General features: G+C 62.5%; 8 protein-coding genes, 2 tRNA genes and 2 rRNA genes. 2 read left to right on the forward strand and 10 right to left on the reverse strand.

What is annotated here, in order from left to right; translation table 11 throughout:
• Positions 1-120 precede the first annotated feature (120 nt).
• The 4 genes from BAU06_RS18400 to BAU06_RS18415 form a co-directional block, all read right to left on the reverse strand.
• Positions 121-3,102 (reverse strand): 23S ribosomal RNA (locus BAU06_RS18400).
• A 327-nt stretch (positions 3,103-3,429) separates the two neighbouring features.
• Positions 3,430-3,505 (reverse strand) — tRNA-Ala (locus BAU06_RS18405).
• A 44-nt stretch (positions 3,506-3,549) separates the two neighbouring features.
• Positions 3,550-3,626, reverse strand: a tRNA-Ile gene (locus tag BAU06_RS18410).
• Positions 3,627-3,710: 84 nt separating this feature from the next.
• Positions 3,711-5,241: ribosomal RNA gene (locus tag BAU06_RS18415) — 16S ribosomal RNA — on the reverse strand.
• The 16S and 23S rRNA genes sit together here with 2 tRNA genes alongside, the layout of an rRNA operon.
• 781 nt (positions 5,242-6,022) lie before the next feature.
• On the opposite strand from BAU06_RS18415, the gene BAU06_RS18420 reads away from it, so the two are divergent.
• Entirely contained in the window at positions 6,023-6,589 is a 567-nt protein-coding gene (locus BAU06_RS18420) for a carboxymuconolactone decarboxylase family protein (RefSeq protein WP_231933905.1), read from the forward strand.
• A gap of 424 nt (positions 6,590-7,013) precedes the next feature.
• On the opposite strand, the gene BAU06_RS18425 is transcribed toward BAU06_RS18420, so the two are convergent.
• Positions 7,014-7,286 carry a hypothetical protein gene (locus tag BAU06_RS18425; protein WP_156770276.1) on the reverse strand — a complete coding sequence of 91 codons (273 nt, stop codon included), beginning with the start codon at positions 7,284-7,286 and terminating at the stop codon, positions 7,014-7,016.
• A 466-nt stretch (positions 7,287-7,752) separates the two neighbouring features.
• Between BAU06_RS18425 and BAU06_RS18430 the strand changes: the two genes are divergently transcribed.
• Positions 7,753-8,691 (forward strand): LysR substrate-binding domain-containing protein, encoded by a 939-nt coding sequence (locus tag BAU06_RS18430; protein WP_066353315.1) that lies wholly within the window; start codon positions 7,753-7,755, stop codon positions 8,689-8,691.
• Between the two features lie 269 nt (positions 8,692-8,960).
• On the opposite strand, the gene BAU06_RS18435 is transcribed toward BAU06_RS18430, so the two are convergent.
• From BAU06_RS18435 to BAU06_RS18455, 5 genes are all read right to left on the reverse strand, one after another.
• Entirely contained in the window at positions 8,961-9,671 is a 711-nt protein-coding gene (locus BAU06_RS18435) for a glutathione S-transferase (protein WP_066353316.1), read from the reverse strand.
• A gap of 178 nt (positions 9,672-9,849) precedes the next feature.
• A complete protein-coding gene (locus BAU06_RS18440; RefSeq protein WP_066353322.1) occupies positions 9,850-10,638 on the reverse strand; it encodes an ABC transporter permease in 789 nt (262 codons plus the stop codon).
• Complete coding sequence (locus tag BAU06_RS18445) at positions 10,635-11,555, reverse strand: ABC transporter permease (protein WP_066353331.1); 921 nt, start codon at positions 11,553-11,555, stop codon at positions 10,635-10,637. Before BAU06_RS18445 ends, BAU06_RS18440 begins: the two co-directional genes overlap by 4 nt.
• On the reverse strand, positions 11,552-12,733 hold the full coding sequence (locus BAU06_RS18450; RefSeq protein WP_231933906.1) for an ABC transporter ATP-binding protein: 1,182 nt from the start codon (positions 12,731-12,733) through the stop codon (positions 11,552-11,554). Before BAU06_RS18450 ends, BAU06_RS18445 begins: the two co-directional genes overlap by 4 nt.
• Positions 12,730-14,142 (reverse strand): hypothetical protein, encoded by a 1,413-nt coding sequence (locus tag BAU06_RS18455; RefSeq protein ID WP_066353333.1) that lies wholly within the window; start codon positions 14,140-14,142, stop codon positions 12,730-12,732. Before BAU06_RS18455 ends, BAU06_RS18450 begins: the two co-directional genes overlap by 4 nt.
• Positions 14,143-14,157: the final 15 nt, after the last annotated feature.

The following is a 14,157-nucleotide window of genomic DNA, read 5'->3' on the forward strand; positions in this document are numbered from 1 at the left end:
GGATGCGGGTCGAGACTGCGGGCAGCGCTTGGCTGCCTGGCACAGTGTCGCAAGTATCATGGCTTATGCAAGCCGACTTGCCTGGGATGCGTTCGATGGTTTTCCAACCATCAGGGTTATAGGATCAAGCCGCACGGGCAATTAGTATCGGTTAGCTTAACGCATTACTGCGCTTCCACACCCGACCTATCAACGTCCTGGTCTTGAACGACCCTTCAGGGGGCTCGAGGCCCCGGGATACCTAATCTTCAGACGAGTTTCCCGCTTAGATGCCTTCAGCGGTTATCTCTTCCGTACATAGCTACCCGGCAATGCCATTGGCATGACAACCGGTACACCAGAGGTACGTCCACTCCGGTCCTCTCGTACTAGGAGCAGGCTCCGTCAAGTATCCAACGCCCACGGCAGATAGGGACCAAACTGTCTCACGACGTTTTAAACCCAGCTCACGTACCTCTTTAAATGGCGAACAGCCATACCCTTGGGACCGGCTACAGCCCCAGGATGAGATGAGCCGACATCGAGGTGCCAAACACCGCCGTCGATATGAACTCTTGGGCGGTATCAGCCTGTTATCCCCAGAGTACCTTTTATCCGTTGAGCGATGGCCCTTCCATTCAGAACCACCGGATCACTATGTCCTGCTTTCGCACCTGTTCGACTTGTCAGTCTCACAGTCAAGCACGCTTATGCCATTGCACTATCAGCACGATTTCCGACCGTACCTAGCGTACCTTCGAACTCCTCCGTTACGCTTTGGGAGGAGACCGCCCCAGTCAAACTGCCCACCATGCACTGTCCCCAACCCGGATAACGGGCCAAGGTTAGAACCGCAAACAGACCAGGGTGGTATTTCAAGGTCGGCTCCACCGAATCTGGCGACTCGGTTTCCGCGCCTCCCACCTATCCTACACAGGCCGGTTCACAGTCCAATGCAAAGCTACAGTAAAGGTTCATGGGGTCTTTCCGTCTAGCCGCGGGTAGATTGCATCATCACAAACACTTCAACTTCGCTGAGTCTCGGGAGGAGACAGTGTGGCCATCGTTACGCCATTCGTGCAGGTCGGAACTTACCCGACAAGGAATTTCGCTACCTTAGGACCGTTATAGTTACGGCCGCCGTTTACCGGGGCTTCGATCAAGAGCTTGCACCCCATCACTTAACCTTCCGGCACCGGGCAGGCGTCACACCCTATACGTCGACTTTCGTCTTTGCAGAGTGCTGTGTTTTTAATAAACAGTCGCAGCCACCGATTCTCTGCGACCCCATCATGCTCAGCGCGCAGGCGCCTCACACTACCGGGGCATACCTTCTCCCGAAGTTACGGTATCAATTTGCCGAGTTCCTTCTCCCGAGTTCTCTCAAGCGCCTTGGAATATTCATCCCGTCCACCTGTGTCGGTTTGCGGTACGGTCTCGTACAGCTGAAGCTTAGAGGCTTTTCTTGGAACCACTTCCAATCACTTCGCAAGCCATGCTCGCTCGTGCCACACCCTTGAGTCTCGCGCCCGGATTTGCCTAAGCGCCCTCTTCAATGCAGCAACAGGGACTTCCAACACCCTGATGATCTTCCGCAATCCGTCCCCCCATCGCACTGTACGATGGTGCTGGAATATTAACCAGCTTCCCATCAGCTACGCATCTCTGCCTCGCCTTAGGGGCCGACTCACCCTGCGCCGATGAACGTTGCGCAGGAAACCTTGGACTTACGGCGAGGGGGCTTTTCACCCCCTTTATCGCTACTCATGTCAGCATTCGCACTTCTGATACCTCCAGCAACCCTTACGAGTCACCTTCACAGGCTTACAGAACGCTCTCCTACCGCGTGCGCGCTCCTTTAACGACACGTCATCGTGCCACCACCTCGCACTCGAAGTGTTGACCGCTTTGCGTCGCTGTCCGCGACGCAAAGCCTCAATGCCGTTAAAGGAACGCGCACACCCGCAGCTTCGGTTTATCGCTTAGCCCCGTTACATCTTCCGCGCAGGACGACTCGATCAGTGAGCTATTACGCTTTCTTTAAAGGATGGCTGCTTCTAAGCCAACCTCCTGACTGTCTAAGCCTTCCCACTTCGTTTCCCACTTAGCGATAATTGGGGACCTTAGCTGGCGGTCTGGGTTGTTTCCCTCTTGAGTCCGGACGTTAGCACCCGGTGCTCTGTCTCCCAAGCTGGACTTGCGGGTATTCGGAGTTTGCCATGGTTTGGTAAGTCGCCATGACCCCCTAGCCATAACAGTGCTCTACCCCCCGCAGTCATACTTGAGGCACTACCTAAATAGTTTTCGGAGAGAACCAGCTATTTCCAGATTTGTTTAGCCTTTCACCCCTATCCACAGCTCATCCCCTAGTTTTTCAACACTAGTGGGTTCGGTCCTCCAGCACGTGTTACCGTGCCTTCAACCTGGCCATGGATAGATCATCTGGTTTCGGGTCTACACCCAGCGACTGAATCGCCCTATTCGGACTCGCTTTCGCTACGCCTTCCCTATCCGGTTAAGCTCGCCACTGAATGTAAGTCGCTGACCCATTATACAAAAGGTACGCCGTCACCCCACAAGGAGGCTCCGACTGTTTGTATGCATACGGTTTCAGGATCTATTTCACTCCCCTTCCGGGGTTCTTTTCGCCTTTCCCTCACGGTACTGGTTCACTATCGGTCGATCACGAGTATTTAGCCTTGGAGGATGGTCCCCCCATCTTCAAACAGGATTTCACGTGTCCCGCCCTACTTCTCTTACGCTTAGTTCCACGCATTGCATTTCGCCTACAGGGCTATCACCTGCTACGGCCGGGCTTTCCATCCCGTTCGACTATGCAACACGCTAAATCGTAAAGGCTCTTCCGATTTCGCTCGCCACTACTTTCGGAATCTCGGTTGATTTCTTTTCCTCGAGCTACTGAGATGTTTCAGTTCACCCGGTTCGCCTCCTGGAGCCTATGTATTCAGCCCAGGATACCGCCTTGCGGCAGTGGGTTTCCCCATTCGGACATCTGCGGATCAATGCTTGTTTGCCAGCTCCCCGCAGCTTTTCGCAGGCTACAACGTCCTTCATCGCCTGTGATCGCCAAGGCATCCACCATATGCACTTAGTCGCTTGATCCTATAACGCTAATGGCTATAAAACCGTCCAAGCAACCGTCTTGCTTCTGACATGATACTTTGCGTTTGTGCCGTCCAATCCTCAATCACTTGAGTTTGAACTATCATGCAATCACAACCCGTATCCAACGGCGCATCTCTCAATGCACCGCCAATACTTCTCGTTGTGCTTCTTCCAGATTGTTAAAGAACAAATAAAACTGTCGAGTCAAAAACCCAACGCTCAAGACTCGTTCGCCTCGCCAGGATCTTTCCATCCCGCCAGGCGCCAAGCGCTGACCGTTGAACTCTTTCTTCGCGGACCCTTCGACACTGCGCACCAGGTAAGTGGTGGAGGTGAACGGGATCGAACCGATGACATCCTGCTTGCAAAGCAGGCGCTCTCCCAGCTGAGCTACACCCCCATTAACGCACCGCCTTTCAACGCTGCCTTAACTCGCTTAATCGTTGGTGGGTCTGGTTGGATTCGAACCAACGACCCCCGCCTTATCAAGACGGTGCTCTAACCGACTGAGCTACAGACCCAATTCGCATCGGATCCGCTATCGATCCAGTCTTACACAACAACCGATAAGTGTGGCCACTTGACGCACTTGTGCGCGCGCTCTGAAAGGAGGTGATCCAGCCGCACCTTCCGATACGGCTACCTTGTTACGACTTCACCCCAGTCATGAATCCTACCGTGGTAATCGCCCTCCTTGCGGTTAGGCTAACTACTTCTGGTAAAACCCACTCCCATGGTGTGACGGGCGGTGTGTACAAGACCCGGGAACGTATTCACCGCGACATGCTGATCCGCGATTACTAGCGATTCCGACTTCACGCAGTCGAGTTGCAGACTGCGATCCGGACTACGATCGGGTTTCTGGGATTGGCTCCCCCTCGCGGGTTGGCGACCCTCTGTCCCGACCATTGTATGACGTGTGAAGCCCTACCCATAAGGGCCATGAGGACTTGACGTCATCCCCACCTTCCTCCGGTTTGTCACCGGCAGTCTCATTAGAGTGCCCTTTCGTAGCAACTAATGACAAGGGTTGCGCTCGTTGCGGGACTTAACCCAACATCTCACGACACGAGCTGACGACAGCCATGCAGCACCTGTGTTCCGGTTCTCTTGCGAGCACTCCCAAATCTCTTCGGGATTCCAGACATGTCAAGGGTAGGTAAGGTTTTTCGCGTTGCATCGAATTAATCCACATCATCCACCGCTTGTGCGGGTCCCCGTCAATTCCTTTGAGTTTTAATCTTGCGACCGTACTCCCCAGGCGGTCAACTTCACGCGTTAGCTGCGCTACCAAGCCCCGAAGGACCCAACAGCTAGTTGACATCGTTTAGGGCGTGGACTACCAGGGTATCTAATCCTGTTTGCTCCCCACGCTTTCGTGCATGAGCGTCAGTGTTATCCCAGGGGGCTGCCTTCGCCATCGGTGTTCCTCCACATATCTACGCATTTCACTGCTACACGTGGAATTCCACCCCCCTCTGACACACTCTAGCCCGGTAGTTAAAAATGCAGTTCCAAGGTTAAGCCCTGGGATTTCACATCTTTCTTTCCGAACCGCCTGCGCACGCTTTACGCCCAGTAATTCCGATTAACGCTTGCACCCTACGTATTACCGCGGCTGCTGGCACGTAGTTAGCCGGTGCTTATTCTGCAGGTACCGTCAGTTACGCCAGGTATTAGCCGGCGCCGTTTCTTTCCTGCCAAAAGTGCTTTACAACCCGAAGGCCTTCATCGCACACGCGGGATGGCTGGATCAGGGTTGCCCCCATTGTCCAAAATTCCCCACTGCTGCCTCCCGTAGGAGTCTGGGCCGTGTCTCAGTCCCAGTGTGGCTGGTCGTCCTCTCAAACCAGCTACGGATCGTCGCCTTGGTGAGCCGTTACCCCACCAACTAGCTAATCCGATATCGGCCGCTCCAATAGTGCGAGGTCCGAAGATCCCCCGCTTTCCCCCTCAGGGCGTATGCGGTATTAGCTACGCTTTCGCGTAGTTATCCCCCGCTACTGGGCACGTTCCGATACATTACTCACCCGTTCGCCACTCGCCGCCAGACCGAAGTCCGCGCTGCCGTTCGACTTGCATGTGTAAGGCATCCCGCCAGCGTTCAATCTGAGCCAGGATCAAACTCTTCAGTTCAATCTCTGTTTCGCACAACCTGCTAGAGGTTGTCTTTCGCTTAGCGCTCTCAAAGGAAGTGATAGAACCCAGACGATCTTTCGACCCTCTGATTCCTGACACTTACTTCTGTGAGCACTTGATTTCTTTGGCCCAGCCCCGCTCGATACTCGCGTACCGAACCGGACCGGTGCGCCCAAGCCCATCAAGCGCCCACACTTATCGGTTGTTTCGTTTTTAAAGAACAAGTGGGTTGTGACACCCCGGGGTTTTTACACCCCCCCGGCCCTGCCAGCCCCGCCGCCCTTTCCAGGGCAGCTTGCCGATCCAGCCCGACCGCGGCGCCCGCCCTTCGGCTTGCGTTTCGCGTCGTTCGCTGTGTCAGCAGCAGAGAAACGAGATTATGAAGACATTTTTTGGGGCTGTCAAATCGACTTGTGCCTGATTCGGTAACCCGGGTGTTTTCCTATCCCGCCCTTCGCATCCGTTCGCGGCGCGCCTGGCCGGGCTTGAGACATCATGGCGACGATCCGTGCGGATCGGGCCATGTTGGCTCGCGTGACCCAGCTGATGCAGCGCTGCGCGAACAACGAAGGGGCGCGACTATAGCACATGCCGCGGCGGCGCGCGGGCGGGTCGCGCGGGATCGCCCCGTGCTGTGGAAGGGCCGCTTTCGAATGCATGTCGTTTCAGATCGATGTAGGCGCGCACCCGCCACAATATCGATCCGATAGACCTGCTGCTCGCCATGCCGCCGGACGCGATCCGCCCGGCGTATGGAAGGCCAGCCCTGGAGACCCGCATGACTTCCCCCCGTTTGCCTCGCGTTCCCTTGCTGGAACCCGCGCAGATGAGTCCCGAGCAGAAGCGCATCCATGATGTGATCGCTTCCGGGCCCCGTGGGCAGGTGCGCGGACCGCTGGCCGTGTGGCTGCACCGCCCCGCCATGGCGGAGCATGCCCAGGCGCTGGGACAATATTGCCGCTACGAGACCAGCCTGCCGACCCGCCTGTCGGAGTGGGCCATTCTTATCATGGCGCGCCATTGGCGGTCGGAGTACGAATGGTGGACCCACAAGCCGAGAGCCCTGCAGGCCGGGGTAGGCGAGGCGATGATCGCCGCCTTGCGGGACGGCGCGCCGGTGCCCTACGCGCATACCGACGAAGCGCTCGTCCACGAGTTTCTGAACGTACTGCATGAAACCCGGCGCACACCGCAGGAACTCTATGACCGCATCGTCCATGTACTGGGCGAGTCGGGGGTGATCGATCTGGTGAGCATCGCCGGATACTACACACTGATCGCGATGACGCTGGGCGCCTTCGATATCCGGCCGCCAGAGGACGTTCCCGTGGAACTGCGCGGCTAGCCGCGCGCGTGCTCACACGACGCGGCAATGCGTCGCGCCCGGGCCTGGGCCGGAAGAAGCCGGCCATGGCGCGGGCCCGATGCAGGAAGAGGTGGAACGGTGGACGCCGCCGCCGCGGACGGGAAACAGTGACGGCGAGCAGCGACGGGGAACGGCCAGGGCGGCGTCCAAGGTGAAACGGCCACGGGCCCACGGCCCTGGCCGGGGTCTAACGATCGACTACCCCGGCCCACTACCTGACATCAACTACCGACTACGAACTACCGACTACCAGCTACCAGCTACCAGCTGCCAGCTACCAGTTGCCAGCTGCCAGCCACCGACGGTTCACGGCTGACCGCCAATCGCTAGCGGCGTTTGCTGATCCGGTTGAGGACTGGCGATTGTGGCGATCAACCGTCGGCGATTTGTGATCGGCTGTCGGCTACCAGTAGTAAAGGCTCATCGCATATGCGCGGTGCAACTCGAGTTCGCGCCGTGCGTTGGCTTCGGCGAGCTCGTCTGGGGACGCGCCCATATCAAGCAGTTCGGCCTCGGACAGTTCGTAGAAGTCCATCATGGCGTCCGGCGCGGACCAGCTTTTCCACAAGGCGACGAAGGGCGTGGCCAGAAGCGCGCCGAAGCGGCGCCAGGCGCCGGGGCGTTCCAGGGCGGTCGGCAGTTCGTCGGCCACGGCGGTAGAGTGTTCGGACATCATGGGCTCCTCATGGATGGAAAGCGGTGGGCATAAGGCGTTATCGCCGTCCATGCGCGCCAGCCGACCGCTGCACACCAACGTCGCCAACGGCACCTTGCCGGCGGGGGGCGGTCTGTCGCGCGCTGCCCTCCCGAAGACATTGCCGCGATACGGGCTGGGCGACGAACGGTCGGAAGTCACGCTCGTCCGCCCGGCGGTTCCCCGGAGGACGGTGCAGCCGGCTGGCTGCGCGCGGGAAACCGCGTTTTCCGACCAGTCCGACACGCGGAATCTCCGTCGCCACATGTCGTCGCCGCCACACTCTGGTTAGAATATCCATCCATTTCCTGGGCAGGAATCAATTTATCGTGGATAGCCTGGTCTGTATTTCTTACCAGTCGCCGCCACTGCGCCGCCACTGTATTCCCGGGCCCGGGGCTGGAAATTCCCGGCGCCCTCCCGTAACGCCCTGCTCCGTTTTCCCCAGATGCCGCGATTGCCCCTGAATACCCTGCCCGTCTTTCGCGCCGTCGCCGAAACCCAGAATCTGCGCGCGGCCGCCGATGCGCTGCACCTGACGCATAGCGCCGTCAGCCAGCAGATCCGTCTGCTGGAAACGCGTCTGGGGCACGATTTGTTCGACCGGCGTGGCCGGCGCGTGGTGCTGAATGCCGCGGGAACGGCCTTGCTGCATAGCGTGCAGGCCGCGCTGACCCTGCTGGACGATGGCGTGCAAGCAGCCGCGGCCGCGGCCGGCACATCGGAGCAGCGCCTGCGGATCAGCGTGCTGCCATCGTTCGCGCAGCGCTGGCTGTTGCCCCGCATGGCCCGTTGGCGCGCACGCCATCCCGATATCGCCCTGGAAATCGAGACCTCGCAGCAGTTGGCCGATCTGCGGCGCGACGGCTTCCACGCCGCTTTGCGGCAGGGCCAGGGAGAGTGGCCGGGCCTGGCCTCGGAACGCTTGTTCGATGCCTCCATGGCCATGATCGCCGTGGCCTCCCCCGCTATTGCGCGGCGGCTCGCGGGGGCGCCGCCGCGAGCGTACCTGGATGAGCCGCTGCTGGGAGAAAGCCGCCTGTGGGAACACTGGTTCGCCGCGGCGGGACTGCGTTGCGATGTCAGCCCGGTCGCGGTATTCAATGATGCCGGCCTGCTGCTTTCGGCCGTGGAGCAAGGCCTCGGCCTGGCGGTGGTGCGGGAGCTGCTGGCCGCCGATGCCTTGCGCGATGGACACCTGGTGCGGCTGTCGCCGATTGCCATCGAATATGAAGGCAGCCGCGCCTATCACCTGGTGTATCCGCCCGCCCTGCGCGACTGGCCGCCCCTGGCGGCGCTCAGGACATGGATCCATGAAGAGCTGGAGCGCTCCCGGACGGAACTGGGCGCGGCATTCAATCCGCGCCAAGCAGCGGATCGCTCGTAGCCCTTATCGATGGCGTGAGGCGACGGAGCGCCAGCCGGCACAGGCACGAAGCCGCCAGCCCATTGCGGAAAGCCATGGAAGGCGCGGGCCGGGCCGGATGGAGCGGCGATAAGCCTGGCTACGGACAGACCGGGCCGGGACGCAACGGGCCGAGCCGCGACGGACCGGGCCGCGACAGGCCGGGCCGCGACATGCCGGGCCGCCGCAGGTTGAACGACCGACACGCTGGGCCGCGATAGGCGGGACCGCGCCCGGCGGCCTGCGCACGCCTAGCTGGCGTCGAGTTCCGGATAGTGCCGGAATATCCCATCGCCATAGGGCAGCCGGCGATCGCTGGACAGGTAGTCTTGCAGTTCCGGCAAGGCCGCGACCCGTTCGTACAGGCGCCGCACCTTGGGATACTGCCCCGCCAGCGTCGCCATGCGCTTCGGAAACGCGAAGCGCAGTCCGTCGATCAGTTGGAACAGCGACAGATCCGCGTAGGTCCATTTGTCGCCGCCAGCCAGCCACAACCCCTCATGGACCAGAATGCGTTCGAACCAGGCGAGGAACTTCGGCATGCGTTCCTCGCGGAAGTGCCCCGCCCGCCGCGCCGCCTCTTTTTTCTGGTCTTCGTAGTACAGGCTGGCAGAAATGGGGTGATGGACGTCATGCGCCTCGGCCACGAGGTCAGCGATGGTGAGCTGGATCTGGTGCACCCACAACCGGCCGGCCAGGTCCTGGGGCGCCAGGCCATGCTTCTCGCCGAGGAATAGCAGGATATTGGCCGTCTGGCCGACGGATATCCCTTCGCCGACCAAATACGGCGGCGCGAAGGGCGGATGGTGGTCGCGGGTTTTCATGTCGCGGACGATGGCCGTGTCGCCGCCGGGTTCCCGCGCACGATCCCGGTATGGAATGCCGCCTGCCTCCAACGCCAGCCGCACGAACTCGCCGCGACCCGGAATGCCGTCCCAATACCAAAGGTCGTAAGGTGTCATCGCTGCATCTCCACGGGAAAGGCCACGCTTCAGCAAACGCTGTACCCATCGCGCTGTACCTATCGCGCTGTACCTATCGTCATGGCGGATGCATCGCGGGCGCGACACGCATGGCGGGCCCGATGCCGGCCCGCGCGGCGCGGGTGCGGGCGCGCATGCGCAAGCGCGCCGCGCCGGCCTAGCGCTGGACGATGCGTCCGGCGCCGACGATGCGTTCGGCCAGCACCAGGATCAGGATGATCATGATGACCTGCAAGGCCGAGGCGGCGGCGACCACCAGTTGGCTGCCCTGGAACTGCAGATAACTGAAAATCTCGATCGGCAGCGTGACGATGCCGGGTCCGGTCAGGAACAGGGCGGCGTTCAATTCGCCGAAGGACACGATGAACGCGAAGAGCCAGCCCGACAGCAGCGCGGGCCAGATAATCGGCATGGTGATCAGCAGGAAGGATTTGACCGGCCCCGCGCCCAGGCTTTGCCCCGCCTCTTCCAGCGCGGTGTCGAAGGCCTGCAGGGCCGCCACGATGGTGCGGAAGGCATAGGGCAGGCACACCACCACATGCGCGATCAACAGCCCCGGCAGGATGCCGACCCCCAGGGTCCGATACAGAAGCAGCAGCGCCAGGCCAAGGATGATGGTGGGAAAGACCAGCGGAGCCATGAACAGCATTTGCAGCAGGTTCGATAGCCAGCCGCGCCGGCGCGAGGCGTAAACGGCGGCGAGCAGGCCCAGGCCGCCAGCCAGCGTCGCCGACACGACCGCCAGCCACAGGCTCAGCACAAAGGCATCGCGCATCTCCGGAATCGTGAAGAAGGCCTGGAACCAGCGCAGGGAGAAGCCCGGCGGCGGGAACACCAGGCTGTCGGCCGAGCTGAAGGCGAAGAGCAGAATGACGAAAATAGGCCCCAGGATCAGGACCAGCGCGATGCCGGTGATCAGCCGCAAAAGGAATCGACCGACGCTCATGGCCCCTTCCCCTGTACCCTTTGCGGCCGCATCGCCATCTGCACCAGCGCCGCGATGGCCAGCGCGATGGCCAGCAATACAAAGGACAAGGCGGCCGCGCGGGGCCAGCGGAAGGTGGCCGCGCTGTCGAACACCAGGCTGACCAGCAGCTTGAAACGGGGACCGCCCAGCAGCGCGATGGTGACGTAGGCGCTCAGCATAAGGAAGGTCACCAGCATCAGTCCGGAGGTCACGCCCGGGCTGGAAAGCGGCAGGGTGACACGGTAGAAGGTCTGCCAGGGACCGGCGCCCAGGGATTGCGCCGCCTCGGTGTAGCGCTGGTCGATCGCCGTCAGCGAATTCGTGATCGATACGACCATGAAGGGAAGCAGGATCGTGAGCAGCCCCACCACCACGGCCTCGAAGGAATACAGGAACTGGATGGGCCGTTCGGTCAGGCCTGCCTCGCGCAGCGTAACGCTCAGGATGCCGGTGCGGCCCAGGATGCTGACCCAGCCATAGGCGCGCACGACGTTGCTGACCATCAGGGGAAACATCATCAGCAGCAGCATGATCATGCGGCCGCGCGGCGACAGCCGCGACGCGTACAGGGCCACCGGATATCCCAGCAGCAGGCAGGCGATCAGCACCACGCCGGTGGCCAGGAGCGTGCGCTGGATGATCAGCAGATAGAAGGGATCCGTTGCGACTTCCACATAGTTGCGCAGCGTCGGCTGCAGCTCATACAGCGAGCTCTGCGAATTCGTCATGAAACTGATGAACAGCAGATAACCCAGGGGCAGCACGAAGAAGACCAGCAGCAACAGGACCGGCGGCGCCGCCACCGCCCATAGAAGTCCGGTGCGCGGCAGCAGTCGCCACGGGCGGCCGTCATATCCCTGGCCGCGCACGCCGGCCGACGTGACGACACGGCTCATGAGCGGCCCTCGCCCGTGGATAGCGGCATACCCGCGACGCGCGGCATGGCGTCCCCGCTTGCTTCGTCGCCCGCCGAAGCCGGCGACAGCGCGACGACGCTGGCGTCTTCCCACGCCAGCCGCACCACCGCTCCGGGCGCCAGGCGCATGGCGGTCACGCCACTGTTCGGCAGGTGGGCAGCTACCGGGCCGGCTTCGGTGTCCATGTACAAATGCGTCTGCGCGCCACGGTAGACCACCTCTTTCAGCGTGGCGGCCAGCGCGCCACGCGTGTCCAGCCGCACTTTCTCGGGACGCAGGGCCAGACGGATGGCGTCGCCCACGGCATAGGCCCCGCCCTGCCCGGCCGGCGGGTCCACCGCCAGGCAGGTCCCGCCCAGGCCGACCACCAGTTTGTCGCCGTCGCGGCCACGCACCTCGCCCCGCAGGATGTTGCTGGCCCCCAGGAAAGTCGCGACGAATTCCGTGCCGGGACGCTCGTAGATATCGCGCGGCGCGCCGGCCTGCTGTATGCGGCCGTCCTTCATTACCGCCACCCGGTCCGACATGGTCAGCGCCTCTTCCTGGTCGTGGGTGACGAAAATGGTAGTGGTGCCCAGCCGGCGCTGCAGCTGGCGCAACTCCACCTGCATCTGTTCGCGCAGCAGCTTGTCCAGCGCCGAGAGGGGCTCGTCGAGCAGCAGCACGTCGGGTTCGAAAACGATGGCGCGCGCCAGGGCCACGCGCTGCTGCTGGCCACCGGACAACTGCCGCGGATAGCGCTGGCCGAAGGCGCCCAGGGCGACCAGGTCCAGCGCATCCGCCACGCGCCGCGCGATGCTGGACGCGTCGACGCGCCGCATCTTCAGGCCGAAGGCCACGTTCTCGGCCACGGTCAGGTGCGGAAACAGCGCGAAGCTCTGGAACACCATGCCGAAGTTGCGCTTGTGCGCCGGGACACCCGTGACCCGCTTGCCGCGGATGTAGATGTCGCCATGGCTGGGCTGCTCGAAACCCGCGATCAGCCGCAGTGTGGTGGTCTTGCCGCAGCCGCTGGGGCCCAGCAGGGAAAAGAACGTTCCGCGTTCGATATCCAGGTCCAGCCTGTGCAGGGCGACCGCCGCGCCGAAGCGCTTTTCCACATTATCGAAGCGCACGTCCAGGGTAGCGGCGTCGCCCGCCGCGCTTGCCACACTCACATCGACTCCTTGACGGCGCGGTCGAACCGCGCGATACGCGCCGCGGCCGCCAGCAGGCGCACGGGCAATTCCAGCAGGACCAGCATTTCGACCGCGCGGCGGGTGGGGCCGCGCAAGGCTTGCACGGCATCGTCCAGCACCAGGCCCAGTTCGCGCGCCACCGCGACGTCGGCGCCGTCGAAGATGTCCTCGTCGGCGAGCAAGGCCCGCCACTCCGCCGTCAGTTCGCGCAGCATATCCGCCATCAGACCGGCCAGCTCGGGTTCTTCGCCCGCGAGCCGCGCGGCCAGGTCGTCGGCGCTGGCGCGCCAGGCCTCGCCGACGCGGCGCAAGTCCTGCGCGAGCGGGCGCACGGCAGCGGGCGGCGCGATGGGCGGCCGGCCCGGCTTGCCGTCGAAAGCGCCCAGCATCAGGGCCGCATTGAGCACCAGCCGGAAACTGAGGCAATCCTCCTTCGCATAGAAGCGCAGGGTCTCGTCCATGGTCTTGCGGCCGCGGACAGGCAGGTATTTGCGCACGTAGCCGTCCAGCGCCATGGCCTTGCGCAGGAACTCGCCCATTTCCGGATGCGGGGAAAAGCCGATCACGCGGCCCGCGGGCGCATCGCTCGCCAGGATGGCGGCGCGCTCGCGCATGACGCGGTCGAAGCGGTCGGCATCCAGCGGGTTATCGATGAACAGCCGCGTCGCCATGATATGGCTTTCGAAGCCGGCTACCGTGCGGGCGCGGCGCGGGCCCCGTTCATACACGGGCCCATGGTAGTACGCGAGTTCCATCGATTCCGGCAGGTCGCGCCGCAACGCGGCGTCCTCCAGCCTCACGTTCAGCAGGCCCGCGCCGGTGTGCAGGTACTCGTGGGTGTAGCGCGGCTTGGCGTCCAGGATGCCCAACCAGTGCGGCCGGCCCGCCGAGAAGTAATAGGCGCCGCCGCAGGAGCCGATGCCGGCGCCGCCGCGCGCCAGGAAGCCGCGGATCGCCGCGTCCACGCCGGGCTGCGACTCGATGCGGTCCAGGCCCCAGGTGGCGAAGCCGCCGGGCAGGATCAGCACGTCGGCCTGGTCCAGCATGCCGCCGGCGATGTCGGCTGCATCGGCGCGCCGGTACGGCAAGCCCAGGCTCCACAGGCAATGCGAGTAATAGGCGTAGTACGGGTAGCCGATGGCCGCGCCGCAATACAGCACGATGCGCGGCACGGCGATGCCACGCGCGTCCGCCGGCAGCGGCGCATCGGCCGGCGTTACGGCGGCTTGCGGCAGGCCGGTGCGCCGGGCGACCGCCGCCAGGGTGGCCGGACCGGCGTAGCCGTCGGAGGTAAGGTGGACGGCGTGGCCCAGGGCCGCCGCGCGATGCGCCAGGACGGCGATGCCCAGGGCATCGCCGTGGCGCGACCAGGAAAGAAGTGAAGCCATGGATCGGGAATCGCC

This window comes from Bordetella bronchialis (assembly GCF_001676705.1).
Taxonomy (GTDB): Bacteria; Pseudomonadota; Gammaproteobacteria; order Burkholderiales; family Burkholderiaceae_B; genus Bordetella_C; species Bordetella_C bronchialis.